Here is a 25,859-nt window from a genome sequence, read left to right on the forward strand (position 1 = left end):
CATCCCGACCCGCTGGGCCCAGCCGGCCCTGCCCACTGCCCTAAGGTGTTCCGCATGCCTGGAGTCCGTCTGCTGCCCGAGCGCTGGCAGAAGTTCATCCGCGAGGCGGCCAAATTCGGCATCGTCGGCGGCATCAACACCGTCATCAATTACGCGGTGTTCAATGCGCTGGCGCTCACGATTTTCCGGGACGGTCAGCTCAAGGCGACGGCGATCGCGACCGTCGTGGCGATGATCACGTCGTATCTGATGAATCGGCACTGGACGTACCGGGATCGGCCGAAATCCGCGCTGAGGCGCGAATACGCCCTTTTCTTCGTGTTCAACGGCGCCGGCCTGATCATCGAACTGGGCGTCCTGGCCCTGGCCAAGTACGGCCTCGGCGTGCACGGCCTGCTGGCGCTGAACGTGGCGAAGACGATCGGCGTCCTGCTGGCCACCCTGTTCCGCTTCTGGTCCTACCGGACGTTCGTGTTCCAGCCGGTGCCCAAGCACGCCGAGGAGACCTGGCACGCGGTGCCCCGGGACGAGTGGGACAACGTCGCCGAGATGGACCCGGTGGCCGAGCTGGCCGAGTCCGTCAGCGAGCTGGAGGAGGAAGAGCCGCCCCTGGGCACGGGCCGCCCGGCGGGCGACTACGCCCCGCCGCAGGGCCGGACGGCACCGGCCGACGCCCTCGGCGGCGCGGTCGGCGCCAACCTGGACGCCGAACTCGCCGCCGAGCTCCGACCTCGCCGCGCCCGCCGCTGACGACCCTCGCCCCCGCTCCGGCGACCCGGCAGGGTCAGGACGGGTCGCGCAGCGACTTGCCCTCGGCCATGTCGGCCAGGATGTCGCGCATCTCGTCGTCGCCCAGGCTGTGCTTGTCGTGTTGGGCCTCGACCAGCTCGTAGAGCTTCGTCTGCACCCGGTCCACGTGCGGCACGTCGGCGAGCACCGACTGGCCCCGCTCGCCGGCCGACTCGATGGTCAACGTGCCGCACCCGAGCATCCGCTCCACGAAACGCTGGCTCATCGCGTGGTCGTTGATCCGGGTCAGCGGCAGGTCCCGCCGGTGCCGGGAGAACACCCCCTCCTGAAGGAGCACCCGCTCGTTCGTGAAGAGGTAGTGCGTGGTGCGCCAGACCAGGAACGGCCACAGGCCCAACCACAGGACCAGCACCACGCCGAGCCCGGCGATGGTGTAGAGCGCGATGGTGCCGCCGTCACCATCGGGCAGCAGGATCCAGGCGGCGACCAGCGCCACGACGGTGAGCGCCAGCACCAGGATCGGCCGGATGACGGCCTTCCAGTGCGGGTGCAGGTGCAACACGACGTGCTCGTCCTCGGTGAGCACGTCTTCGGGAAACGCCACTGCCAACCTCCTCGCAGAACCGGACGCGCTGACCGTAACTGGTCAGCGCACCCCGGCGGCATCGGCCGCGCGGGCGGCTACCCGGGGCGGGGGTGTTAAAAGGGGGCCCCGCCTCTACCGGAAGCGTTAACAAGGGGCCCCGCCTTTCACCTCAGGTGGAGGACGTCGCCGGCGGCGAGACGGAGCGTCTCGCCGGCCGCGTCGACCTGGAGCTGGCCGTCGGGGTCCACGCCGGTGGCGGTGCCGTGCACCTCACGGCCGTCCGGCAGCAGCACCCGCACCTGACGGCCGATCGTGGCGCAGCCCGCCAGATACGCCTCGCGCAGCCCGCTGGCCACCGCGTCGCCCTCGGCGTCGCGCCAACGTTCGTACCAGTCGGCGAGCGCACGCAGCAACGCCCGCAGCAGCGGATCCCGGTCGGTGGCGGTGGCGCCGGCGAGTTTGAGCGAGGTGGCCGGCAGGCCGGTCGGGTTCTCCGGCAGCTCACCGGCGCGCAGGGTCACGTTCAGGCCGATGCCGACCACGATCGCGGGCGGCTGGGCGGCCCCGTCGCCGGGCACCGCCTCGGCCAGCACCCCGGCGCACTTCGCGCCGTCGACGAGCAGGTCGTTGGGCCACTTCAACCGGGCGTCCAGCTCGGCCAGCAGCCGCACCGCCTCGACGAGCGCGACGCCGGCGAGCAGCGGCAGCCAGCCGTACCCGGTCGCGTGCACCGGCGACCAGCCCCGTTCGGCGACCGCCTCGCCCGGCCGGAGCAGGACGCTCGCGGCGATGCCGGCGCGCGGCGGCGACTGCCAGATCCGGCCGCGCCGACCCCGGCCGGCGGTCTGCCGTTCGGCGACCACCACCAGGCCCTCCGGCTCGCCGGCCCGCGCCGCGGCCACCACGTCGGCGTTCGTCGAGCCGGTCTCCGCGACCAGTTCCAGCCGGCGCCAGGGCCCGTGCGGGGCGACGAGCGCGCGCCGCAACCGGGCCGCCGACAGCGGCGGGCGATCCAGATCGGTGTACGGCGAGCCGGGCATTCCGCCAGCCTACGGCCCCGGGTGAGGCGCACTGCACAGCATCACTCACCTGAACCATCGTTATATTCCACGGGTGACTACCGAGACCGGCACCAACATCCACACGACCGCCGGCAAGCTGGCGGACCTGGAGCGACGGGTCGACGAGGCGGTGCACGCCGGGTCGGCGCGCGCGGTCGAGAAGCAGCACGCTCGGGGCAAGAAGACGGCCCGGGAGCGGATCGAACTGCTCCTGGACGAGGGCTCCTTCGTCGAGCTGGACGAGTTCGCCCGCCACCGCTCCACCAACTTCGGCCTGGCGCGGACCCGCCCGTACGGCGACGGCGTGGTGACCGGTTACGGCACCGTGGACGGCCGGCAGGTCTGCGTCTTCGCACAGGACTTCACCGTCTTCGGCGGCTCCCTCGGCGAGGTGTTCGGCGAGAAGATCGTCAAGCTGATGGACCTGGCCATGAAGATCGGCTGCCCGGTGGTCGGCATCAACGACTCCGGCGGCGCGCGGATCCAGGAGGGCGTCGCGTCGCTCGGCCTCTACGGCGAGATCTTCTTCCGCAACGTGCGGGCCAGCGGCGTCATCCCGCAGATCTCCCTGATCATGGGCCCGTGCGCGGGTGGCGCGGTCTACTCGCCGGCGGTCACCGACTTCACCGTGATGGTCGACCAGACCTCGCACATGTTCATCACCGGCCCGGACGTGATCAAGACGGTCACCGGCGAGGACGTCGGCATGGAGGAGCTGGGCGGCGCCCGCACCCACAACTCCCGCAGCGGCAACGCGCACTACCTCGGCACGGACGAGGAGGACGCGGTCGACTACGTCAAGGCGCTGCTGTCGTACCTGCCGTCGAACAACCTGGACGAGCCGGTGGTGTTCGACGCCCCTGCGGACCTGGCGGTCACCGACGACGACCGGGAGTTGGACACGCTGATCCCGGACTCGGCGAACCAGCCGTACGACATGCACCGGGTGATCGAGCACGTGCTCGACGACGGCGAGTTCCTCGAGGTCCAGCCGTTGTACGCGCAGAACATGGTGGTCGGCTTCGGCCGGGTCGAGGGACGCCCGGTGGGTGTGGTGGCCAACCAGCCGATGCAGTTCGCCGGCACGCTCGACATCGCCGCGTCGGAGAAGGCGGCCCGGTTCGTCCGCACCTGCGACGCGTTCAACGTGCCGGTGCTGACGTTCGTGGACGTACCAGGCTTCCTGCCCGGCACCGGGCAGGAGTGGGACGGCATCATCCGCCGCGGCGCCAAGCTCATCTACGCGTACGCCGAGGCCACCGTCCCGAAGGTCACCGTGATCACCCGCAAGGCGTACGGCGGCGCGTACGACGTGATGGGTTCCAAGCACCTCGGCGCGGACCTGAACTTCGCCTGGCCGACCGCGCAGATCGCGGTGATGGGCGCGCAGGGCGCGGTGAACATCCTCTACCGCTCGGAGTTGGCGAACGCGGACGACCCGGCGGCGGTGCGGGCCGAGAAGATCGCCGAGTACGAGGACACGCTCGCCAACCCGTACATCGCGGCGGAGCGCGGCTACGTCGACGCGGTGATCCCGCCGCACGAGACGCGCACCCAGATCGTCCGGGCGTTGCGGGTGCTGCGCACCAAGCGCGAGACGCTGCCCCCGAAGAAGCACGGAAACATTCCCCTGTAGGTGTAAGGAGGGGCCCCCGCTTAACGCATCCGGTAGAGGCGGGGGCCCTTCTTAACACGGCCGGGCTCAGCAGCCGGGGTTGGCGGCGACACACATCCGCTCGGCCGCCACCCGGGCCAGGTCCCGCAACTGCGACTCGCTGCCGTCCGACCCGTACCGCAGCACGCTCACCAGATCGCCGACCCGGACCACCGCCTGGGCCGTGACGGACGTACGGTCATCGAGCGGCGCGCCGGTGTCCAGGTTGCGCGCCTGGCCGACCGTGTGGCGCACCAGCACCGACTCGTCGCCGGCGAAGTCGCGGTCGACCTCCTGCCAGGAGTGGACGACCTCCGCGGTGATCGTCGTGCCCCGCCACGCCGTGGGTCCGCTCGACCGCCATTGCCGGCACGGCCCGAGCAGCGCGGGCAGTCCGTCGAAGAGGTGATCGGCCCGGTCCGGCGGCACCCGGTAGAGGTCCTGCATGGCGAGCACCTGACCCTCCCGCTTGTCGACCCCGCCCGGGCGCTCCCGGACGATGGCCACCGACCGCGAGTATCGGGACTGTTCCCACCGCGTCACCAGCCCCTGGTCCTTCCGGCAGACCTCAAGCATCTGGTCCAGGCGGATCTCCTCGCCCAGACCTGCCTCGTTCCACGGCCTCGCGATGGCCGGCCGCAGGTCCACCGGTTGCAGCAGCGCCTCGGCGGGCACCTCGGCGGCGATCCAGGCGGGTGCCGACGGGCTGGCCGCGGCCGGTGCCGACGCCGGTACGGTGGCGCCTCGGCTCGCCACGAACGCGGCCCCGGAGGTGAGCGCCAGCACCGCCACGGCCGCCGCGACCGCCGTACGCCGGCTGCGCCGCCGAGCGCGGGCCCGCAGCTCGGCCGGCTCCGCCCAGCGGACGGTGTGCAGGTCCCGTTGGACCGCCTCGATGAACGTCAGGTCGTCGTCACGCATCGGCGGGCTCCTCCAGATCCACGACCGCGAGCAGTTCCGCGAGCGCGGTGCGCCCCCGGGACAGCCGCGCCTTGACCGTGCCGACCGGCGCCTCGGTCTCCCGGGCCACCTCGGCGACCGGCATGCCGAGCAGGTAGTAGAGCGCGATGGCGGTGCGTTGCTCCTCGGGCAGCCGTCGTAACGCCGCCACCACCTCGACCGTGTCCGTGTTCGGGGCGGGGACGCTCTCCTGGGCCCCGTGCCGCAGGTAGGCCCGGGCCCGGCTGCGCAGGCTGCGCCACCGGCTCACCGCGATCCGGCTGGCCACCACCCGCAACCAGGCCTCCGGGTCGTCGTACCCGCGCACCGTCGGCCACCGCTGCCAGGCCCGGATGTACGCCTCCTGCACGGCGTCCTGCGCCTCGGCGAGGTTGCCGGTGAGCACGTAGACGAAGCCGAGCAGCCGTTGTCGGCTGCCGCGGTAGAACTCGTCGAACCCGTCGACGTCCGACACGCTGTTACCTCCCCCGGGGCGGTCGCAGGGGAGACGCCTGGCGTACCGGATGCGGTTGCGCGGTCAGCCGACCATTTTCTCCAGCTCGCCCGGCGGGAAGCCGCCGGCCGGGATCCGCTCCCGGACCGCCCGGCGCACCGCGACCTGCACCGCCGCGTTGACCGGGGTGGGCACCCCGTGCAGGCGGCCGAGCAGCACGATCTCGCCGTTGAGGTGGTCGGCCTCGGCGGAGCCGGCGCCCCGGGCCAGACTCTGCCAGGTGGAACCGCCGGACCGCGACTCGCCATCGACCGGCCGGTGCGACACCAGGTCGCCGCGTTCGGCGGCCTCCTCCTCCCGGGCGGTGTGCGGGATGCCGGCGGCGGCCAGCGCCGCCTCGCCCTCGGCGCGTACCCGCTGCGACAGGTGCTCGGGCACGTGCGGACCGAGCAGCGCCTGGAGGCCGTTGCCGAGGTTGGCCAGGAGTTTTCCGTACTTCCAGCGCATCACGTCGTCGCGGACCGGGGCGACGAAACCGGCGGCGGTCAGGTCGGCGGCGACCGCCCGGCTGGTGTCGTCCGCGCCGGTCGGGTAGCGCCCGAGGTGCAGCATGCCCGGATGCGGGTGCCCGTTGGCGACCACCACACCCGGCTCCAGGTGGGTGGCGGGCAGCCACACGCAGACCGGGTGCACGCGGGCGAAGAGGCGCAGCGCGGCCGTCTCGTTCGCCACGCCGTTCTGGGCGAGCACCACCGGCAGCCGTTCCCCCGCCGTCCCGCCGCCCTCGACCGGGGCGTCCACCCAGGTCGCCAGCGCGGCGACGGTGTCCTGCGACTTGACCGTGAGGACCAGCACGGTGTCCGCCGGCAGCGGCGGACCGTCCGGCCCGGCCACCGCCGGCGGTCGGGCGGTCACCGTGCCGTCGGGCCGCCGCAGCGTCAACCCCCGCTCACGCAGCGCGTCCAGATGCGCGCCGCGGGCCACGAGCGTCACGTCCCGGCCGGCCTCGGCCAGGAGTACGCCGATGGTGCCGCCAACCGCGCCCGCTCCGATGATCACGTATCGCACCCGTCCGATTCTGCCTCCCCCGGGCGCGTGCCGCTCGGGACCGTGGGTGTGCCGACGGCGGGTGCCGCGACGGCCGGGGGCGGCGGAGCCGGTGCGGGACGGGTCAGCCGGTGAGGCCGGAGTCGGCGAGGATCGGGCCGGTCAGCAGCAGCCCACCGGCCAGCAACGCGCCGAGGCTGACCAGCAGGAACAGCCCCACCCAGAACAGCGGCGGGAACGGCGTGAGCCGGGCGAGCTGGTCGGCGTCCGACTCCGGCATCCGGCCCCGGCTGCGCTGGCGGCGCAGCTCGAACACCGGCCGTACGCCGCCGAACAGCAGGAACCAGATCGAGGTCCAGGCGAACACGGCCTGCACCTGGGGCGAGGTGTACCAGGACACGGCGAGCACGACGCCGCCCGTGACGAGCACCGACAGCGCGCCGAAGAGGTTGCGGATCAGCAGCAGCATGGCCAGCAGCAGCGCCACCGCCAGCCAGAGCAGCAGGGTGATCCGGTTGCCGGCCAGCAGCCACGCGCCGCCGAGACCGAGCAACGACGGGGCGACGTACCCGGCGACAAGCGTGAGGATCATGCCCGGCCCGGTGGGTCGGCCGGCGGAGAGGGTCAGCCCGGAGGTGTCCGAGTGCAGCCGGATGCCGTGCAGTCGGCGGCCGGTGAGCAGCGCCAGAAGCGCGTGGCCGCCCTCGTGCGCGATGGTCACCGCGTTGCGGGCGATCCGCCAGGGCACCCGGGCGGCGACCACGGCGAGCGCTACCACCGCGGTGAGCACCACAAGCAGCGGCGGCGGGTCCGGCTGGGCGCTCAGCAACGTGTCCCAGAGCGTGGTGAGGCCGTCGATCAGGGGCATGGGCGGGGAGCCTACCGGGCCGAGCCGTGTCGTTCGACCGGCCGAGTCTCATAGAGTGTGAGACTGATCGGACGAGGCGCCGGAACGGAGGTGAGGTCGATGAGCGCAGCTCCGTGGGAGCCGCCGAGATCGCACGTTGAGCCGTTGACCGAGGCCGACTATTTCGCGCTGGGTGACAACCACGACCGCATCGAACTGCTCGACGGGAGCCTCATCGTGAGCCCTGCTCCGAGCAAGAGGCATCAACTGGTCTCCTGGAATCTCGTGGACAGCCTGCGCCGGGCCGCGCGGCCACTCGGGCTGTTGGTGTTCGAGGCGGTCAATGTTCGGCTCGGCGTCGACCGCATAGTCATCCCCGACGTCGTTGTCGCCGACACCGACGACGAAGGCGCGGTGGTGGAAGCGGGCGAGGTGAAACTGATCTGCGAGATCGTCTCGCCCGGTAACGCCGGTGCCGACCGGGTGGTCAAGATGCAGCTCTACGCGGTGGCCCGAATTCCGTGGTATCTGCTGGTCGAGCAGGACGGGGACAGCCAATTGCTGCGGCTGCACCGGCTCGACGGGGGGCACTACGTCGAGGACGGGGTGGCGAAGGCCGGCGAGACGCTGAGCGTGACCGAGCCGTTTCGGTGGGCCATGGACCCGGGAGACCTCCGGTGAACGGATGAAAATTTTCTTGCTCCCTATTGCGATCTAGGGCACTAACCTCCAAAGATGAGCGTCAATCAGTGACGTCCTCTGGAGGCACACCATGGCCCGTACCAGACTCTCCGTACGCCGGCTGCTCGCGACCGGCCTGACCGTGGCCGCCACCGCGGCTGCGGCCCTCGTGGCGACCGGCGGACCGGCCGCCGCCGCGACCACGCCCGGCGTCGACGTCTCCCACTACCAGGGCAGCATCAACTGGACCAGCGTGCGCAACGCCGGCATCCAGTTCGCCTACATCAAAGCCACCGAAGGCACCAGCTACAAGGACTCGAGCTTCAACGCGAACTACGTGAACGCCTACAACGCCGGGGTGATCCGGGGCGCCTACCACTTCGCCCGGCCGAACATCTCCGCCGGCTCCACCCAGGCCAACTACCTGGCCAGCAACGGCGGCGCCTGGTCCGCCGACAGCCGTACGCTGCCTGCCGCGCTTGACGTCGAGGCCAACCCGTACAGCGGTGGCACCTGCTACGGCCTGAGCACCACCGGCATGCGCAACTGGATCCAGGACTTCCTCAACACCTACCGCTCCCGCACCGGCCGGTACGCGGTCATCTACACCACGGCGAGCTGGTGGAACCAGTGCACCGGAAGCTGGACCGGCCCGTGGGCCAACCACCCGCTGTGGCTCGCCCGCTGGGCCAGCTCGCCCGGCACCCTGCCGGCCGGCGCGCCGGTGTGGAGCTTCTGGCAGTACACGAGCACCGGCAGCGTCTCCGGGATCAGCGGCAACGTCGACCGCAACTACTGGAACGGTGACCGCAGCCGGCTGATCGCCCTGGCCAACAACACCTGACGGACACGGCTTCGCAGCGGGATCGCCTCGTGTCGAGGCGATCCCGCTGTCGTCGTACCGTCTGGTCCCGGCTCAGGCGCGGCGGCGCGTGCCGGTCGGGACGGGAACCGTGGCGGGCCGGCGGGTCCAGCGCCACGCCGCGACGCCCGCGACGGTGAGGATGAGGACACCGAGGACCGCGACCGGCGCGGACATGCCGGCGGAAATCAGGAGCAGGACGGCGTCGCCGAGCGCGACGAGCATCCACAGTGCCAGCCGAGGGCCGGTGTCCCTGCGTCGGTAACCCATGTCGCACCTCCTTCCGTCGTCAGGGGTATCCATACCCCCCGCTACGGAAAGTCATGCCAACGAGTTGGGCGACGGCGGGATTACCGGGCGTCAGTTCTCCCGGTCCGGCACGAAGCCCCTGGTGATGACGTCGAAGGCACCGAGGTTTGCCTCCCAGTCCTTCGCCGGCACCTCCCAACGCAGCGCGTACCCCCGGTTGCTTGCCGTCGCCACGCCGCGGTTACGCACGTGAAAGCGGGTGCCGTCGTTGCGCGTCTCCAGCCAGTCCCAGTCGGCGCAGGTGCGGTAGTAGCCGTTGCAGCGCGTGATGCCCACCAACTCGTAGTTGCTCACGTAGTTGTGCCGGGACGACTCCTTGCTCTTCCAGTCGGCGTACGCGTCCTTCTCCGGCTTGGACGTCCACTGCATGAACAGGACCCGCTTGGCGCCGCCGACCTCGTAGAGCACGACCTGGTTGTTGCCGGGCCGGGCCTGCCAGCCGTTCGGGATCGGCACCTTGAAGCCGTTCGAGCCGGTGTAGTAGCGCCAACCGGTCGGCAGGGCGAAGGCCGACGCCGACGGGCTCGCCGACGGCGTCGCGCTGGGCGACGAACTGCTCGGGGACGCGCTGGCACTGGCGCTCGGCGATGCGCTGTCGCTGGCTGCGGGTGGGACGGCCGACGCCACCGAGGAACCGGCCGACGGCTTGCCGCCGTCACCGTCGTCGTCGCCGTTGTTGAGCAGCGGCACGGCCACCGCCAGGCCGACAAGCAGCACCAGGGCGAGCGCGCCGATCAGCAGGTTCCGCCGGTTCGGCGCCTTGACCCCCGGCAGCACCGTCGCCCGGCCGGTCGTCGGCGCCGGGCTGACCGGCGCCGGGCTGACCGGAACGGAGTCACCCGAGGCCGGACTGACCGGGGCCGGGCTGACCGGGGCCGAGCGCTGGGCAGGGGCGGCGGCCACCGGCTCACCGTCGAGCCGGGTCTCGTCGAGCGCCGGATCGACGCCGCCCACCCGCGTCTCGTCGACCTGCCGGCTCGCGTCGGCCTGCCGGTCCGCGTCGAGTTTCGTCGTCGGCTCGGCGACCGGCGGGCTCACCTTCGCGGTCGGGCCGGCGTCCGAGGTGGGCGCCGGCACCTTCGCCGTCGGGTCGGCGGCGGCCACACCCCCGGCCGCGGCGACCCCGGACGCCGAGGTGGCCGCGCGCTCGACCTGGTCGTCGGCCGGGCGCGGCGCCGGCACCAGCGGCGGGCGCGGCACGCGCGGACCGTTCGGCCCCGGCCGGCGTACGCCGTCAAGCAGCGAGATGCCTTTGACCCCCCGCCGACCACCGACCTTGCGCAGCATGCGCTCCGCCACCTCGGCGGTGATCCGCTCGTCCGGATCCTTGCGCAGCAGCCCCTGGAGCACCGGCTTGAGCGGCCCCGCGTTGCGCGGCGGCGGCATCGGCTCGGTGGCGAGCGCGGCGAGCGTGGCGATCGCCGACGGGCGAGCGTACGGCGACTTGCCCTCCACGGCGGCGTAGAGCGTCGCGCCGAGCGACCACAGGTCGGCCTCCGGCCCGGCCGTGCCGTCCCGCGCCCGCTCGGGCGAGATGTAGGCCGGCGAGCCGAGCACCATGCCGGTGCGGGTCACGTTCGGGTCACCCGGAATGGTCGCCAGGCCGAAGTCGGTGAGCACCACCCGACCGTCCTCGCCGAGCAGCACGTTGCCCGGCTTGACGTCGCGGTGCATGATGCCGGCCTTGTGCGCGGCCTTCAACGCGCCAAGCACGCCGAGGCCGATCTCGACCGCCTTGGCCACCGACACCGGGCCGTCCTCGGCGATCGTGTCCTGCAACGACTTCGACGCGACGTACTCCATGACGATCCACGGGTCGCCGTCGGTGCGCAGCACGTCGAAGATGCGGACCACGTTGACGTTGTTGAGCCGGGCGATGGCCCGCGCCTCACGCAGCGAGCGCTCCCGCATCTCGCGACGCTCGTCCGGGGTCAGACCGGGCGGCGGGACCAGCTCCTTGATGGCGACATCCCGGTGCAGCACCTCGTCCCGCGCCTTCCAGACGCGGCCCATGCCGCCCTGACCGAGCGGCGTGAGAAGCCGATACCGGTCAGCGACGAGTTGGGGAAGTGCGTTCGACATCGCAGAAACGGTACCCGGCCACCCTGACGCACACACCGCCGGCACGCCACTGTCTGCCGAAGGTCGACTTCACGACGCGTACCCTTGGGTCCATGTCTGCCGAAGAGCCGATGTTCCGGATCGTCCGTGGGGTGCCCACCGCCGAGGAGCTGGCCGCTCTGGTCGGCGCGATCATGGTGCGTACCCGGCCGGTCGCAGTCGCCGCGCCCGTCGCGGTGTCGCACTGGACGCGCAGCGCCCACCCGGTCGGCGCGACGCCCGCCGCCGGTCCCGGCGCGTGGCGCGCCGCCGGCCTTCCCCGCTGAAACCTTCCCCGCGTACGGAGCCCTGTCGGGGCTGCCGGGATCCGAGTGGAGCCATTAACCTCACTCTGGGAAACCGTACGGTGACGGGCAGGGAGGTCCGATGATCCCGGAGGACAACCGGCCAGGCGGCTGGCTGCGTGACTACGGCGGCATCGAGGCCGACATCCGCCAGATGAGGGAGTTCGCCGACCGGCTCCAGGACGAGGTCACCCGCAACTATGCGCCCCACCTGTCCTACATCGCCGACGACATGAAAGCCACGGTGCCCAACCCGGCCGACGCCTTCATCGAGCTGGTCCAGTTCATGCAGGCCCACCACGAGACGCAGAAAGCGGCCGTCAGCGCCGTGTGGGACCTGGCCCCCGCCACCGGCCGGCTGGCCGACGCCGCCGGCCGGATCGCCGCCCACTACGACGACGCGGACGCCTTCTCCTCCGCCCGGGTCGCCGACGTCGAACGGGCACTCGCCGCACCCCCCACCACCGTCGTACGCCCCACCCCGCCACTTGCCGACCCCACCGGCCCCGACCAGGGCCGGGTGGTCCTGCCGTGATCGAACGGGGCAGCGGACGCACCTCCGGGCTCACCGACTGGCGGCTGATGGACGTGCTGAGCATGTGGGCGTGCCTGCACGACCAGGACACCACCGGCCAGTGGAAGCAGGTCGCCGGCTGGCGCAAGGTCTGCGACCTCGCGCTCGCCCACCTCGGTCGGCTGCGGGAATACCGACGCGGGCTCGCCGAGGCGTGGCCACCCGAGACCAATGCCGCCGCCCGGGCGTACGTCGGCGAACTCGACCAGCTCATCGAACGCGTCCAACACACCCACGACGCCGCCGCCGCGAACTACGACGCGCTGGCCGCCGCCGCCCGCGCCATCGGCAGCGCCCGCACCCGACTGCAACCGCTCCACGACGAGTACGCGACCAAGTTGCAGCAGAAGCGGGCGTACGAGGCGATCGTCGCCGACCCGAAGGCGGTGGCAGGCAGCCGACTACCGGAACGGCCCCCGGTGACGGACGACGACCTGGAGCAGTTGAACGTACGGGCGCGCGGGTTGATGACGGGGTTGAGCGGAGAACTCCAGCAGGCCCAGGTCATGCTTCAGCGCCCCCCAGCACCAGTCCGCCCCGGTCGCCAAGTCAACGACCCTGATGCATACGGACAGGCCCCTCCTGTCATTCCACCAATTATTCCGGTTGCAGTTTCACCTCCAACAGGCAACCACCTCTCGACGAAGGCTGCAATTGCCACTCAAGAGGCACGGCCGCCAACATCCGCAGCAGGGGTCACCGGGCCAATATTGGGCGGAGCCGGAGCAACGCAAGCACCGATAACGTCGACCCAACCAAACAATGTGATCTCTCCGTCGGCGCCGGGGTTTGGCGCACAGTCGGCAATTACGCCAGTGAACGGCATAGCAGGCCGCCCGCCTATTCGACCCGATCCCCTCGTCCCGAACCCCTACCCTGGCGAAGCACCGACGAGCCGACCACCGCAATCCAAAGCTCTTCGACCCACAACTCCCAATGGTTTTATCGGCACACCATCGAGCCCGGGCATCAACCCGCCAGCACCGGGCACCCCACGGCGCGTTAATCCCGTAGGGGGAGTAATAGGCGGAGGTGGCGCAGGAACTGCCCCAAGCGGTGCCGCAGGCTCTAGGCCAGGGACAGGAAGATTCGCTCAACCAAATGGCGGTCAAAGCGCCTTTCCCGTAGGCGGTTCACCTACGGCCACACCAAGGGTCGGACAGAGGAAGCAACATCGTGACGACCCGGAGGTTGAGGCGACCTGGGACCTGGACCATCCATGGCAGACAAGCCAAGGCGTGACGCCCGTGCTGCTACCCCCTGAAGAAGAGGGGCCAATAGACCCTGGGCCGGCAATTGGCTTCGATCGGTGAATCGAACTCCTGCAGTCGCGATAGCCCTACTACTTTTAAGTGGAGTCGCGCCCGGCCATCTCGCAAAGGAAGCCCCAGTTGCCCCAGGAGAACGAATCAGAGTCGATCAGTGGCATCTCCGCTTCTTGAAAGCCGACGACGCCAACGCCATTAGCCAGGGCGACGGAGTAATTGTTGCAGTATTGGATACCGGAGTTGCCCCACACCCAGACCTTCGCGGCAATCTCCTGACCGGAACATCAACAATACCAGGGGCGCCCGGCAATGGATTTCTCGATGAGAATAGTCATGGAACGGGAGTGGCTGGCTTAATTGCGGCTCACGGTCAGTCAAATAAGATTGGCGCAAGGGGGATCGCTCCAGAAGCCAAGATACTGCCCATCAAATCCTCAGACGAGGCCAATACTGGAAAGCCAGACGACCTAGCGACAGGAATCGACTATGCGATCGCCCACGGTGCAGACATAATTAGCATCTCTAGCAGTGGCGGCACGAGCGCCAAACTAGTTCGAGCATTACGAGATGCATTATCGGCAAATATAGTTATCGTCGCGGCGGCTGGAAATCGACCCGGAGACGCATACGTAGGATATCCGGCCGTAGAACCTGGTGTAATCGCGGTCGGAGGTATTGATCGTGCGGGATTTCACGCTGCGGTTTCGGTCAGCGGTCCAGAGATCGATGTTGTCGCTCCGGCCGTCGACATCTACAGCACCAGCTTTGGCGGCAAGTACTCAAAGGGCACTGGAACCTCCAGCGCCACTGCGATCGTGGCTGGGGCCGCCGCGCTCATCCGATCCAAATATCCCGACCTCCCCGCCGAAGAGGTCGCACACCGGCTCACCGCCACCGCCATCGACAAGGGACCGCCGGGCCGCGACGACCAGTACGGCTACGGGGTCATCGACCTGGTCGCCGCGCTCACTGCCGACGTACCCCCGCTCGGTTTTGAATCCACCGGGGTGACGGCCCCGGCCTCGACCGAAGCCCGGACCGGCAATGGCCGTGACGACGGCACGGTCCGGGGCCTCGTGACCCTCGGGGTGCTGCTGGCCGCCGGCGGCGGCTATCTGATCTGGCGGCGACATCGACGTGCCGGGGACCCGCCGCCGAGGATCAGCCGGTAGCGTCGGCGGGGTGTCGACCTCCGTGCCGTTGCGCCTCGTGCTCGCCTCGCAGAGCCCCGCCCGCCGCAAGCTCCTCCAGGCCGCCGGGATCGAGCCCGACGTGCTGGTCAGCGGCGTCGACGAGTCACGGGTGGTCAGTGACCGGGCCGAGGATCTGTGCCTCGAACTGGCCCGGCTGAAGGCGCAGGCCGTGCTCGGCCGGCTGCGTCCCGGTCGGGGCGAGCACACGCTGGTGCTCGGCTGCGACTCGGTGCTTGCGTTCGACGGCGAGATTCTGGGCAAGCCGGACGACGCGGCGGACGCGACCCGGCGGTGGCAGCGGATGCGTGGGCGCAGCGGTGTGCTGCACACCGGGCACTGCCTGATCGATGTGGCGCGCGGGTCCCGTGCGGAGGCCGTCGCCTCGACCACGGTGCACTTCGCCGACATCAGTGACGAGGAGATCGCCGCGTACGTGGCGACCGGCGAGCCGCTGGCGGTGGCCGGGGCGTTCACCATCGATGGGCTGGGCGGCGCGTTCCTCACCGGCATCGAGGGTGATTCGGGCACGGTGGTGGGGCTCTCGCTGCCGCTGCTGCGGAGGCTTCTCGGCGAATTGGACCTGCGCCTGATCGATCTGTGGACGAAGGTCGCGCCGGGGGGCCAGGAGATCGAGCATCTCGGCTAACGTCCAGGCATGACCACGAAGCCGTTGCCGCTGACCCCGGAACTGCACGCCTACCTGGTGGCTCACGGGTCCGCCCCCGACGAGATCGTGCGAGATCTGGCCGAGGAGACCCGGGCAGCGCTGCCGGCCGAGGCGGGCATGCAGGTGGCACCGGAACAGGCGGCGTTCCTGACGTTCCTGACCCGGCTGCTCGGGGTGCGGCAGGCGGTGGAGGTGGGCACGTTCACCGGGCTGTCCTCGCTGGCGATCGCTCGCGGGTTGACCGAGGGCGGCCGGCTGACCTGCTTCGACATCTCCGAGGAATACACCGGGGTGGCCCGGCGGTACTGGGCCCGGGCGGGCGTCCAGGACCGGATCGAGCTGCGCATCGGGCCGGCCGCTGACACGCTGCGTGCGCTGCCGAGGGAGCGTCACCTCGACTTCGCGTTCATCGACGCGGACAAGGCCGGATATCCGGTCTACTGGGATGAGCTGGTGCCCCGGATGCGTCCGGACGCGGTGATCGCGGTCGACAACACGCTCCGGGGCGGGCGGGTGCTCGCTCCGGGCGACGCGGACGACCGGGCGATCGCCGCTTTCAACGACGCGGTCGTCGCGGACACCCGCGTCGAGGCCGTCATGCTGCCGATCGCCGACGGGGTCACCCTCGCCCGCGTCCGCTGAGCCAGTTCGCCGAGATGGCGGCATGCCAGCCCGCCGGACCCCGCCACCTCGCCGAAACGGAGTGGATCAAACGGCCCGACCCCGCCACCTCGCCGAGATGGCGTGGATCAAACGGTCCGGGAACCGGTCAAACGGGGGCAGGAGAAGGCGGGCGCAGGGCGCGGCCGAGGCGTACGGCCAGCAGCGCGGCCACCGCGATGAAGGCGGGCAGCAGCAGGAAGGCAAGATGCGGTCCGACGCCGTCCGCCACCCGGCCGAGCACGACCGGCGCGATCCCGAAACCCACCGCCATCGAGTACGACGACCAGCCCGCCGCCCGATCGGCAGCCGGGCCGGCGACGGCGAGCGCGATGGAGATGGCCAGGGGATAGTGCAGCGCGTTGCCCAGGCCGAGCACGACCAGGCCGGTGACCGCGAGCCAGCCGACCGGGCTGGCCCAGAACAGCGTGAACCCGGTGAGCGAGACGGCGAGCGCGCCGAGCAGCAGCGGCACCGGTGGCCAGCGCAGCGCGACCCGACCGCCGAGGGCCCGGCCGACGAACATGCCGCAGACGATCGCCGCGACCGCGGCCGACGCCCCGCCGGCACTCAGCCCGGCGTGGGTCCGGAGCACGTCGGCGGTCCACAGCGACAGGCAGACCTCGATCGACCCGGTGAACGACATCAACACCCAGGCGATCCAGTACGCCCGCGGCAGCCGTCCCGAACCGTGAGCGGTTCCCGTTCCGGTCGAACGCGAGCCGTCCACGACCTCGCGCTGCCCGGCGGCCGGTCGGGCGATGTCGGAGTCGGTCGACACCACGACGGTGCCCGGACCGGCGAGCGCGGGTAAGGCCGCCGGAGCGGCGGGCGCGGGCACAGCCGCCGGACCGTCGGGCGCGGGCACAGTCGCCGGACCGTCGGGGACGGAGACGGCAGGCGTGGCCCCGGCGGGGCGGGCGGCAGCCGCGGCAGCGGAGGCGCGCTTCGGTAGGCGTACCCGGAAAGTCAGGGCGGCGAGCGCGACGAGCGTGATCAGGCCGACCTCGACGGCCATCATCGGCCGCCAGCCGAGGCCGGCGTCGACGGTGGCGCCGATGGTCAGCGGCGCCAGGATGCCCATGCCGGCGCAGGCGGCGTTGGCCTCGGTGAGCGCGGCGGGGGCGGCGGGGCCGTGCCGGGCGGTGAGCACCACGTTGACGCCGCTGATCACCATCATGCCGAAGGTGGCGACGACCGCGACGGCGGCGATGGTGGCGGGCAGCGGGCGGAGCAGGCCGAGGGCGGTGACGCCGGCGGCCACTCCGGCGAGGCCGAGCCAGACGGCCGGGCCGCGCCCGAGGCGGCGGGCGACCGGGGCGAAGAGCGCGCCGCCGGCCAGGGCGCCGACCGCGATGCCGGTGCTGTGCAGGCCGGCCACCGCGGCGCTGGTGCCCTGTTCGTCGCGGAGCAGGGGTACGACGGGGCCGAACCCGTAGAGGAAGAAGCCCCACAGGCCGAGCTGGGCGTAGGTCAGCCAGGTGGTCCGGTCACGGGTGAGGCGGGGCACCGGCCCGACGCTACTGGCGCCGGCCGGCGTCCCGCCTTGAGTGAGAGGCAGCTCTCGTGGGGTGTTAAGCGGGGCCCCCGCCTCTACCGGAGGCGTTAAGCGGGGGCCCCGCCTTTCATCTCACGCTGCGGGCGAACTGGCGGGCGGCCCAGAGGACGCCGGCGACGGCGAGCACCGTGATGATGCCGAGCCCCTGCCAGACGTGGTCGTTGCTGAGGTCGCCGTCGAAGAGCGCGCGGGTGCCGTCGACCGCCCAGGAGAACGGGTTCCACTTGGCCACGCCCTGAAGCCAGCCAGGAGCGTAGGTGAGCGGCAGCAGGATGCCGGAGAGCAGCAGCACCGGCTGCGCGATGGTGTTCATCAGCGGGGCGAGCGCGTCCTCACTCTTGACCTTGAGGGCGACGCCGTAGGAGACGGCCGAGGTCATGAGCGCGATGAGGGCGAGCATCAGGTACGCCAGGAGCAGGTAGCCGATGAAGACACGCAGGTCGAACAGGAGCGCCAGCACGGTGATGATGACGGCCTGGGCGACGAGCGAGACCACGTCGCGCAGGGAACGGCCGAGCAGCAGCGCGAGCCGGCTGACCGGGGTGACCCGGGAGCGTTCGATCACCCCGGCACGCAGCTCGGCGATCAGGCCGAAGCCCTGGAACAGGCCGCCGAAGATGGCCAGCAGCACCAACAGGCCCGGTACGAAGATCTTGTACGCGGCGGCCTGCGTGGGCGCGTTCAGCGCCGGCTTGAGCAGCGGGGCGAAGAGCAGCAGGTACATCACCGGCTGGAAGACGCCGACGAAGAGCCAGACCGGGTTGCGCAGCAGCAGCTGGACTTGACGCTGGAAGATCAACCAGGTGTCGCGGGCGAGTTTCATGACAGGTTCTCCCGGGGTCAGGACTCGCGCAGCGAGCGGCCGGTCTTGGTGAGGAAGACGTCGTCGAGGCTGGGGCGGTGCAGCTCGATCGAGCGCAGCTCCAGCCCGGCGTGGTCGAGGCGACGCAGCACCAGCGGGATGGCGACGGCGCCCTCGTCGACGTAGAGGCGCAGCCCGCCCTCGTCGACGGTCTCCAGCTTCGTCACGTACGCCTCGGCGTCGAGCAGCTCGGCGGCCCGGGGCGTGGTCGCCGCGTCCAGGCCGACGACAAGCACCTCGCCGGAGATCTCGCGCTTCAGCTCGGTCGGGGTGCCCTCCGTGACCACCTCGCCATGGTCCATGATCGCGATCCGGTCGCAGAGCGCGTCGGCCTCGTCCAGGTAGTGCGTGGTGATGAAGACGGTCATGCCCTCGGTGCGGAGCCGGCGGATCTCGTCCCACATGTGCGCGCGGCTCTGCGGGTCGAGGCCGGTGGTCGGCTCGTCCAGGAAGACGATCCTCGGCTCGTGGATGATGCCGAGCGCGATCTCGACCCGCCGGCGCTGACCGCCCGAGTAGGTCTTGCACTTGCGGTCGGCGTACTCGCTGAGCTGGAAGGCATCGAGCGCGCGGGTGGCCCGCCGTTGCGCCTCGGCCTTGGAGATGCCGTAGAGGCGGGCCTGGAGCATCAACTCCTCGCGGGCGCTGGAGTCGTCCCAGGTGCTGCCGCCCTGCGGCACGTAGCCGATCCGCCGGCGCACCCCGGCCGGGTCCCGGAGCAGGTCGGCGCCGGCGACGGTGGCCTGGCCGCCGTCCGGCTCGATGAGGGTGGCGAGCATCCGCAGGGTGGTGGTCTTGCCGGCGCCGTTGGGTCCGAGGAAGCCGAAGATCTCCCCCTCGGCGACGTCGAGGTTGACGCCGCGGACCGCGTCGACGGTCTTCTTCTCGCGACCCGCGCGGGAGCGGAACGACTTCCGCAGCCCCCTGGTCTCGATCATCTCTGCTCCTGGTCCTCCCGGGCCGGCGTCGCGCGGCCACCGATAAGCGATTCGCGTCGAGGCTAACGCGATATAGCTCCTCTGGTCAACGTTGATTATTTCGTGTCTTCGCCGGTCCATCCCTCCCCGCGCTCCATCCCGGCGGGCAGATACGACACCCCCGACTCGATCCGCTCCGCGATCCGCACGCACCAGGCCATCTCCGCCTCCGCCCGGGCCAACCACAGCTCGAACATCCAGCCCACGTGCACCGGCTTGCGGGCGCGTACCCAGTCCGAGTCAAGTGACGCACGCATCGACTCGACGCCGGCCCGCAACAGGTTGGCCCGGTTACGCAACGCCGCCGCGGCCTCCTCGCGCGGCATCGCCGGCAGGAACGAGAACGCCGCCGCGAACGGGTCCGGCGACTCGTGGACCTGCCACCACTGGGCCCGCAGCAGCGTCTCGAACTCGTCCTCGCCCTTCGGCGTCACCTCGTACGTGGTGCGGGCCGGACGGGCGCCCACCTGCTCGACCGAGACCGTCCGCAGCAGCCCCTCGTCAGTGAGCTTGCGCAGCGCGTGATAGATCGAACCGGGTTGCACGTTGGCCCACTTGTCCGCGCTCCAACTCAGCAGCTCACGGCGTACGTCGTAACCGTGCACCGGCTGCATCCACCGGACCAGCCCCAGGATCATCATCCGCGTCGCCGACATCGGACAAGCGTAATAACCAAACTTGACTACAGTGCGACATCCCACACTGAGCGATCGTTAGGCCGCCCTGGCCCGGGGCTACACTCCCGAAATCGACCTCCCGGGAGGAGCCCCAAGGTGCGCAAGGTTCTCATCGCCAACCGCGGCGAGATCGCCGTCCGCGTCATCCGCGCCTGCCGTGACGCCGAGTTGGCAAGCGTCGCCGTCTACGCGGACTCCGACCGGAACGCCCTGCACGCCACGCTCGCCGACGAGGCGTACGCCCTCGGTGGTGACACCGCCGCGGACAGCTACCTGCGGATCGACAAGCTGATCGACGTCGCCGCACGGGCCGGCGCGGACGCGGTGCACCCCGGCTACGGCTTCCTCTCCGAGAACGCCGACTTCGCCCAGGCCGTCATCGACGCCGGCCTGACCTGGATCGGTCCCACCCCGCAGGCCATCCGCGACCTGGGCGACAAGGTGACCGCCCGGCACATCGCCCAGCGTGCCGGCGCGCCGCTCGTGCCCGGCACGTCCGACCCGGTGGCCGGCGCCGACGAGGTGACCGCGTTCGCCACCGAGCACGGCCTGCCGGTCGCCATCAAGGCGGCGTTCGGCGGCGGCGGCCGGGGCCTCAAGGTGGCCCGCACCATGGAAGAGATCCCCCACCTGTTCGAGTCGGCCACCCGCGAGGCGGTCGCCGCGTTCGGCCGGGGCGAGTGCTTCGTCGAGCGCTACCTCGACCAGCCCCGCCACGTCGAGGCACAGGTGCTCGCCGACAAGCACGGCAACGTCATCGTCGTCGGCACCCGGGACTGCTCGCTCCAGCGCCGGCACCAGAAGCTCGTCGAGGAGGCGCCCGCGCCGTTCCTCACCGACGCCCAGCGCGCCCAGATCCACGACAGCGCCAAGGCGATCTGCCGGGAGGCCGGCTACCACGGCGCCGGCACGGTCGAATACCTGGTCGGCGGGGACGGCACCATCTCCTTCCTGGAAGTGAACACCCGGCTCCAGGTCGAGCACCCGGTGACCGAGGAGACCGCCGGCATCGACCTGGTCCGCGAGCAGTTCCGCATCGCCGACGGCGAGAAGCTGCGCCGCACCGAGGACCCGACGCCGCGCGGCCACGCCATCGAATTCCGCATCAACGGCGAGGACCCGGGCCGCAACTTCCTGCCCGCCCCCGGCACCGTCACCGCGCTGCGGCTGCCCACCGGCCCCGGCGTCCGGGTGGACGCCGGCATCTCCGCGGGCGACGTGGTCGGCGGCAACTTCGACTCGCTGCTCGCCAAGGTGATCATCGTCGGCGAGACCCGTGCCGAGGCGCTGGAGCGGGCCCGCCGGGCACTCGACGAGATGGTGGTCGAGGGCATGGCCACCGCGCTGCCCTTCCACCGCCTGGTGGTCCGCGACGCGGCATTCACGAGCGAGCCGTTCACCGTGCACACCAGGTGGATCGAGACCGAGTTCGACAACACCGTCCCGGCCTTCACCGCCGTCGCCGACGCCGCCGAGGGCGCGGCCGAGCGCGAGACCGTCGTGGTCGAGGTGGGCGGCAAGCGGCTGGAGGTCGTCCTCCCCGCCGGCCTCGGCGCGGGTACGGCGGCAGTCGTGCCCGCCGCGCGCAAGCCGACCCGCCGTGGTGGTGGCAAGGCGGGCGCCACTGTCAGCGGGGACACGCTCGCTTCCCCGATGCAGGGCACGATCGTGAAGATCGCCGTGGCCGACGGTGACACGGTCGCCGAGGGCGACCTGGTCGTGGTGCTGGAGGCGATGAAGATGGAGCAGCCGCTGCACGCGCACAAGGCCGGCACGGTGAGCGGGCTGGCCGCCGAGGTCGGCGCCGCCATCACCGCAGGCGCCCCCATCTGCACCATCGAGGGTTAAGGAGGGGCCCCCGCTTAACGCCTCCGGTAGAGGCGGGGCCCCTTCTTAACACCCGGGCGGCGGGTGGTCTGGGCCACCAGCGGCGGCGGGGAACGCCCGGAGCGGGAATGATGGCCGGGTGCGGTTCCTTCATGGCGCGGTCCCCGCGCACGACCTGACCTACAACGACGTCTTCATGGCGCCCAACCGTTCCGAGGTGGGCTCCCGGCTCGACGTCGACCTGTCCTCCGGCGACGGCACCGGCACCACCGTTCCCCTGGTGGTGGCGAACATGACCGCCGTCGCCGGCCGGCGGATGGCCGAGACCGTCGCCCGGCGGGGCGCCGTCGCGGTGATCCCGCAGGACATCCCGATCGAGGTCGTCGCGAACGTCGTCGGGTGGGTCAAGCAGCGGCACCTGGTGCACGACACAGCGATCACGCTCGGCCCGACCGACACCGTCGGCGACGCCATCCACCTGCTGCCCAAGCGGGCGCACGGCGCGGTGATCGTGGTCGACGAGGGCGGTCGGCCGATGGGCGTGGTGACCGAGGCGGACACCGTGGGCGTGGACCGCTTCGCCCAGCTCCGGCACGTGATGTCCACCGAACTGCACACCGTGCCGGCGGACGCGGACCCGCGTACCGGATTCGAGCGGCTCTCGGCGGGCCGGCGGCGGCTCGCTCCGGTGGTGGACGCCGACGGCCGCCTGATCGGCGTGCTGACCCGCGCGGGCGCGCTGCGCGCGACGCTCTACACGCCGGCGGTGGACGACCGGGGCCGGCTACGCGTCGCGGCGGCGGTGGGCATCAACGGCGACGTCACCGGCAAGGCCGCCGCGCTGCTGGAGGCCGGCGTGGACACGCTCGTCGTGGACACCGCGCACGGGCACCAGGAGCGGATGATGCAGGCGCTGCGGACGGTCCGCAAGCTCGACCCGGCCGTCCCGGTCGCGGCCGGCAACGTGGTCACCGCCGACGGGGTACGCGACCTGGTCGAGGCCGGTGCCGACATTGTCAAGGTGGGCGTGGGCCCGGGTGCCATGTGCACCACCCGGATGATGACCGGGGTGGGCCGCCCGCAGTTCTCCGCGGTGCTCGACTGCGCGGCGGCGGCCCGCTCGCTGGGCCGGCACGTCTGGGCCGACGGCGGCGTACGCCACCCGCGGGACGTGGCGCTGGCACTGGCCGCCGGCGCCTCGAACGTGATGATCGGTTCCTGGTTCGCCGGCACCTACGAGTCCCCCGGCGATCTCTACACCGATGCCGACGGCCGGCGCTACAAGGAGAGCTTCGGTATGGCCTCGTCCCGGGCGGTGAGCGCGCGGACCGCCGAGGACAGCATGTTCGACCGGGCCCGGAAGGCGATCTTCGAGGAGGGCATCTCGACCGCCCGGATGTATCTCGACCCGAACCGGCCGGGCGTGGAGGATCTGATCGACGAGATCGTGTCCGGGGTGCGCAGCGCGTTCACCTACGCGGGGGCGCGCAGCCTGGACGAGTTTCACGAGCGGGCACTTGTCGGCGTGCAGAGCACGGCGGGCTACACCGAGGGCATGCCGCTGCCGACGAGTTGGTGAGCTGGTGAGCGTCAGGCGTTAAGAAGGGCCCCCGCCTCTACCGGAGGCGTTAACCGGGGCCCCCTCCTTAAATTAGTTTGGGGCCTGATGGTTTGGGGGCTAATCTGGCTCCCGTGAACATGGGTCCGCTCGTCCGCTTCCCCGATGCGCTGCAACACGCGCCGCTCGGCCGGCTCGTCTCCATCGCCGGCCACGTCGTCGAGCAGCACTGGGGGCGCTACCTGGCCGAGCACCACGGCCTCACCTCCGCCGGCATGCGCGTGCTGATGATCCTGCTGCGCTCCGGCGACATCACCCACCGCGACATGGCGGAGCTGTGCTTCGTCCGGCCGGCCACCCTCACCGGCATCGTCGACACCCTGGAACGCGACGGATTCGTCGCCCGGCGGCGCGGCCCCGAGGACCGCCGCACCGTCCAGCTCACGCTCACCGACAAGGGGCACGAGCACGCCCGCGCGATCATCGACATGATCCACAGCGACCGTCCGCTCACGTCGGTCGACGCCGACCCGGCCAAGCGCGCGGTGATCCGCGAGTTCCTCACCGAAATCATCACCGGCATGTCCGACGGGGACCTCCGTCGGTTGAACCGGGACAGCGAGTCCGACAGCGAGTCCGACACCGAGTCGCCAACGGGGAGACGTCCGTGCTGATCCGCCTGCTCCGCACCTACCTACGCCCATACCGCCGACCACTGGCCGCCGTGGTGGCGTTCCAGTTCGTCGGCACCATGGCGTCGCTCTACCTACCAAGCCTGAACGCCGACATCATCGACCGCGGCGTCGCCCGCGGCGACACCGACGAGATCCTGCGTACGGGCGGATGGATGCTGCTCGTCAGCCTGGTCCAGATCGCCTGCTCGATCGCCGCGGTCTACCTCGGCGCCAGGACCGCGATGGGCTTCGGCCGGGACGTCCGGGGCGCCATCTTCGGGCACGTCAACCGCTTCTCCGCCCGCGAGGTCGCCCGATTCGGCGCCCCGTCCCTGATCACCCGCAACACGAACGACGTCCAGCAGGTGCAGATGCTGGTGCTGCTGAGCTGCACCATGCTGGTGGCCGCGCCGATCATGAGCATCGGCGGCGTGGTGATGGCGCTGCGCGAGGACGTCGGGCTGTCCTGGCTGATGCTTGTCTGCGTACCTGTGCTGGCCGTGGCGTTGGGCCTGATCATCCGCCGGATGGTGCCCGGGTTCCGACTCATGCAGACCCGGATCGACACCGTCAACCGGGTGCTGCGCGAGCAGATCACCGGCATCCGGGTGGTCCGGGCCTTCGTCCGCGAGCCGTACGAGACCGACCGCTTCCGGGTGGCCAACACCGAGCTGACCGCGACCGCGCTGCGCATCGGCCGACTCCAGGCGCTGATCTTCCCGATCGTGATGCTGGTGCTCAACGTGTCAAGCGTCGCGGTGCTCTGGTTCGGCGCGTCCCGGGTCGACTCCGGTGAGATCCAGATCGGCGCGCTCACCGCGTTCCTGGCCTATCTGATGCAGATCCTGATGGCGGTCATGATGGCCACCTTCATGCTGATGATGGTGCCCCGCGCCGCGGTCTGCGCCGAACGCATCTCCGAGGTGCTGGACACCGACTCGTCGGTGGTGCCGGCGGCGGACCCGGTGACCGAGGTGTCCGGCCACGGCGAGCTGGAGCTGCGCGGCGCCGGCTTCCAGTACCCGGGCGCGACCGCCCCGGTGCTGCACGACATCTCGTTCCGGGCGCAGCCCGGCCGGACCACGGCGATCATCGGCTCCACCGGCGCCGGCAAGACCACGCTGCTCACGCTGATCCCCCGGCTGGTCGACCCGACCGCCGGCGCGGTCCTGGTCGACGGCGTGGACGTGCGGGAACTGGCCCCGGACGAGCTGTGGCGGCGGATCGGGTTGGTGCCGCAACGGCCGTACCTGTTCAGCGGCACGGTGGCGAGCAACCTGCGCTACGGCAACCCGGAGGCCACCGACGCGGATCTGTGGGCGGCCCTGGAGATCGCCCAGGCGCGTGACTTCGTGACCGAGATGCCCGGCGGCCTGGACGCGCCGATCGCGCAGGGCGGCACGAACGTCTCCGGCGGCCAGCGGCAACGCCTGGCCATCGCCCGCGCGCTGGTACGCAAACCGGAGATCTATCTCTTCGACGACTCCTTCTCCGCGCTCGACCTCGGCACGGACGCCCGGCTGCGGGCCGCCCTCAAGCCGGTCACCGCGGACGCGGCGGTGGTGATCGTGGCCCAGCGGGTCTCCACGATCGTCGACGCCGACCAGATCATCGTGCTCGAGGACGGGGGCGTCGTCGGAATGGGACGACACGACGAACTGCTGGAGAACTGCCCGACGTACGCCGAGATCGTGGCGTCCCAGCAGACCGCGGGGGTGGCAGCATGACCGAACGCACCGAGCGCAGCGAGGGCCGTGAGGGCATGCCCG

Annotated in this window: 25 protein-coding genes; 13 read left to right on the forward strand and 12 right to left on the reverse strand. The window is 71.1% G+C overall.

The window, feature by feature from the left end; genetic code table 11:
- The first annotated feature begins 54 nt into the window (after window positions 1-54).
- Entirely contained in the window at window positions 55-750 is a 696-nt protein-coding gene (locus tag O7602_RS24495; RefSeq protein ID WP_281584960.1) for a GtrA family protein, read from the forward strand.
- Between the two features lie 34 nt (window positions 751-784).
- Here the strand turns inward: O7602_RS24495 and O7602_RS24500 are convergent, their stop codons facing one another.
- Window positions 785-1,354 carry a PH domain-containing protein gene (locus tag O7602_RS24500; protein WP_281584961.1) on the reverse strand — a complete coding sequence of 190 codons (570 nt, stop codon included), beginning with the start codon at window positions 1,352-1,354 and terminating at the stop codon, window positions 785-787.
- Window positions 1,355-1,500: 146 nt separating this feature from the next.
- The gene (locus tag O7602_RS24505) at window positions 1,501-2,376 is read right to left on the reverse strand and encodes a biotin--[acetyl-CoA-carboxylase] ligase (RefSeq protein ID WP_281584962.1); all 876 of its coding nucleotides are present in this window, start codon (window positions 2,374-2,376) and stop codon (window positions 1,501-1,503) included.
- 73 nt (window positions 2,377-2,449) lie between these two features.
- Between O7602_RS24505 and O7602_RS24510 the strand changes: the two genes are divergently transcribed.
- Window positions 2,450-4,033, forward strand: coding sequence for an acyl-CoA carboxylase subunit beta (locus O7602_RS24510; protein WP_281584963.1), 1,584 nt, complete (start codon window positions 2,450-2,452; stop codon window positions 4,031-4,033).
- A 66-nt stretch (window positions 4,034-4,099) separates the two neighbouring features.
- Here the strand turns inward: O7602_RS24510 and O7602_RS24515 are convergent, their stop codons facing one another.
- From O7602_RS24515 to O7602_RS24530, 4 genes are all read right to left on the reverse strand, one after another.
- Window positions 4,100-4,972 (reverse strand): hypothetical protein, encoded by an 873-nt coding sequence (locus tag O7602_RS24515; RefSeq protein ID WP_281584964.1) that lies wholly within the window; start codon window positions 4,970-4,972, stop codon window positions 4,100-4,102.
- Window positions 4,965-5,465, reverse strand: coding sequence for a SigE family RNA polymerase sigma factor (locus O7602_RS24520; RefSeq protein WP_281584965.1), 501 nt, complete (start codon window positions 5,463-5,465; stop codon window positions 4,965-4,967). Before O7602_RS24520 ends, O7602_RS24515 begins: the two co-directional genes overlap by 8 nt.
- 63 nt (window positions 5,466-5,528) lie before the next feature.
- Entirely contained in the window at window positions 5,529-6,512 is a 984-nt protein-coding gene (locus O7602_RS24525) for a 2-dehydropantoate 2-reductase N-terminal domain-containing protein (protein WP_281584966.1), read from the reverse strand.
- A gap of 103 nt (window positions 6,513-6,615) precedes the next feature.
- Window positions 6,616-7,359: a M50 family metallopeptidase gene (locus O7602_RS24530; protein WP_281584967.1), complete on the reverse strand. Its 744-nt coding sequence runs from the start codon at window positions 7,357-7,359 to the stop codon at window positions 6,616-6,618.
- Window positions 7,360-7,458: 99 nt separating this feature from the next.
- Here O7602_RS24530 and O7602_RS24535 point away from each other — a divergent pair, with 99 nt between their 5' ends.
- Together O7602_RS24535 and O7602_RS24540 are read left to right on the forward strand one after the other, a co-directional pair.
- Window positions 7,459-8,019 carry a Uma2 family endonuclease gene (locus O7602_RS24535; RefSeq protein ID WP_281584968.1) on the forward strand — a complete coding sequence of 187 codons (561 nt, stop codon included), beginning with the start codon at window positions 7,459-7,461 and terminating at the stop codon, window positions 8,017-8,019.
- Between the two features lie 91 nt (window positions 8,020-8,110).
- A complete protein-coding gene (locus O7602_RS24540) occupies window positions 8,111-8,863 on the forward strand; it encodes a GH25 family lysozyme (RefSeq protein ID WP_281584969.1) in 753 nt (250 codons plus the stop codon).
- 72 nt (window positions 8,864-8,935) lie between these two features.
- Here O7602_RS24540 and O7602_RS24545 read toward each other — a convergent pair whose 3' ends face one another.
- Both O7602_RS24545 and O7602_RS24550 read right to left on the reverse strand, forming a co-directional pair.
- Window positions 8,936-9,151 (reverse strand): hypothetical protein, encoded by a 216-nt coding sequence (locus O7602_RS24545; RefSeq protein WP_281584970.1) that lies wholly within the window; start codon window positions 9,149-9,151, stop codon window positions 8,936-8,938.
- A gap of 90 nt (window positions 9,152-9,241) precedes the next feature.
- Window positions 9,242-11,272: a serine/threonine-protein kinase gene (locus O7602_RS24550; RefSeq protein WP_281584971.1), complete on the reverse strand. Its 2,031-nt coding sequence runs from the start codon at window positions 11,270-11,272 to the stop codon at window positions 9,242-9,244.
- 92 nt (window positions 11,273-11,364) lie between these two features.
- Here O7602_RS24550 and O7602_RS24555 point away from each other — a divergent pair, with 92 nt between their 5' ends.
- From O7602_RS24555 to O7602_RS24580, 5 genes are all read left to right on the forward strand, one after another.
- Window positions 11,365-11,577, forward strand: coding sequence for an acyl-CoA carboxylase subunit epsilon (locus tag O7602_RS24555; protein ID WP_281584972.1), 213 nt, complete (start codon window positions 11,365-11,367; stop codon window positions 11,575-11,577).
- A gap of 100 nt (window positions 11,578-11,677) precedes the next feature.
- The gene (locus O7602_RS24560) at window positions 11,678-12,130 is read left to right on the forward strand and encodes a hypothetical protein (protein WP_281584973.1); all 453 of its coding nucleotides are present in this window, start codon (window positions 11,678-11,680) and stop codon (window positions 12,128-12,130) included.
- Between the two features lie 1,348 nt (window positions 12,131-13,478).
- Window positions 13,479-14,609: a S8 family serine peptidase gene (locus tag O7602_RS24570; protein ID WP_281584975.1), complete on the forward strand. Its 1,131-nt coding sequence runs from the start codon at window positions 13,479-13,481 to the stop codon at window positions 14,607-14,609.
- 10 nt (window positions 14,610-14,619) lie between these two features.
- Window positions 14,620-15,276: a Maf family protein gene (locus O7602_RS24575; RefSeq protein WP_281584976.1), complete on the forward strand. Its 657-nt coding sequence runs from the start codon at window positions 14,620-14,622 to the stop codon at window positions 15,274-15,276.
- Window positions 15,277-15,285: 9 nt separating this feature from the next.
- Window positions 15,286-15,939, forward strand: a complete 654-nt coding sequence (locus O7602_RS24580) for an O-methyltransferase (RefSeq protein ID WP_281584977.1) — start codon at window positions 15,286-15,288, stop codon at window positions 15,937-15,939.
- A gap of 127 nt (window positions 15,940-16,066) precedes the next feature.
- Here O7602_RS24580 and O7602_RS24585 read toward each other — a convergent pair whose 3' ends face one another.
- The 4 genes from O7602_RS24585 to O7602_RS24600 form a co-directional block, all read right to left on the reverse strand.
- A complete protein-coding gene (locus tag O7602_RS24585; protein WP_281584978.1) occupies window positions 16,067-17,467 on the reverse strand; it encodes an MFS transporter in 1,401 nt (466 codons plus the stop codon).
- Between the two features lie 115 nt (window positions 17,468-17,582).
- Window positions 17,583-18,338: an ABC transporter permease gene (locus O7602_RS24590; protein ID WP_281584979.1), complete on the reverse strand. Its 756-nt coding sequence runs from the start codon at window positions 18,336-18,338 to the stop codon at window positions 17,583-17,585.
- Window positions 18,339-18,355: 17 nt separating this feature from the next.
- Window positions 18,356-19,315, reverse strand: coding sequence for an ATP-binding cassette domain-containing protein (locus tag O7602_RS24595; protein WP_281584980.1), 960 nt, complete (start codon window positions 19,313-19,315; stop codon window positions 18,356-18,358).
- Between the two features lie 95 nt (window positions 19,316-19,410).
- Window positions 19,411-20,010, reverse strand: a complete 600-nt coding sequence (locus O7602_RS24600) for a PadR family transcriptional regulator (RefSeq protein WP_281584981.1) — start codon at window positions 20,008-20,010, stop codon at window positions 19,411-19,413.
- A gap of 117 nt (window positions 20,011-20,127) precedes the next feature.
- Between O7602_RS24600 and O7602_RS24605 the strand changes: the two genes are divergently transcribed.
- From O7602_RS24605 to O7602_RS24620, 4 genes are all read left to right on the forward strand, one after another.
- Window positions 20,128-21,879: a biotin carboxylase N-terminal domain-containing protein gene (locus tag O7602_RS24605; RefSeq protein ID WP_281584982.1), complete on the forward strand. Its 1,752-nt coding sequence runs from the start codon at window positions 20,128-20,130 to the stop codon at window positions 21,877-21,879.
- 118 nt (window positions 21,880-21,997) lie between these two features.
- Window positions 21,998-23,437, forward strand: coding sequence for a GuaB1 family IMP dehydrogenase-related protein (locus O7602_RS24610; RefSeq protein ID WP_281584983.1), 1,440 nt, complete (start codon window positions 21,998-22,000; stop codon window positions 23,435-23,437).
- A gap of 119 nt (window positions 23,438-23,556) precedes the next feature.
- A complete protein-coding gene (locus O7602_RS24615) occupies window positions 23,557-24,090 on the forward strand; it encodes a MarR family transcriptional regulator (protein ID WP_281590500.1) in 534 nt (177 codons plus the stop codon).
- On the forward strand, window positions 24,084-25,817 hold the full coding sequence (locus tag O7602_RS24620; protein WP_281584984.1) for an ABC transporter ATP-binding protein: 1,734 nt from the start codon (window positions 24,084-24,086) through the stop codon (window positions 25,815-25,817). The genes O7602_RS24615 and O7602_RS24620 overlap by 7 nt, the downstream gene beginning before the upstream one ends.
- Window positions 25,818-25,859 lie beyond the last annotated feature (42 nt).

The organism is Micromonospora sp. WMMD1128, assembly GCF_027497235.1.
Classification (GTDB): Bacteria; Actinomycetota; Actinomycetes; order Mycobacteriales; family Micromonosporaceae; genus Micromonospora.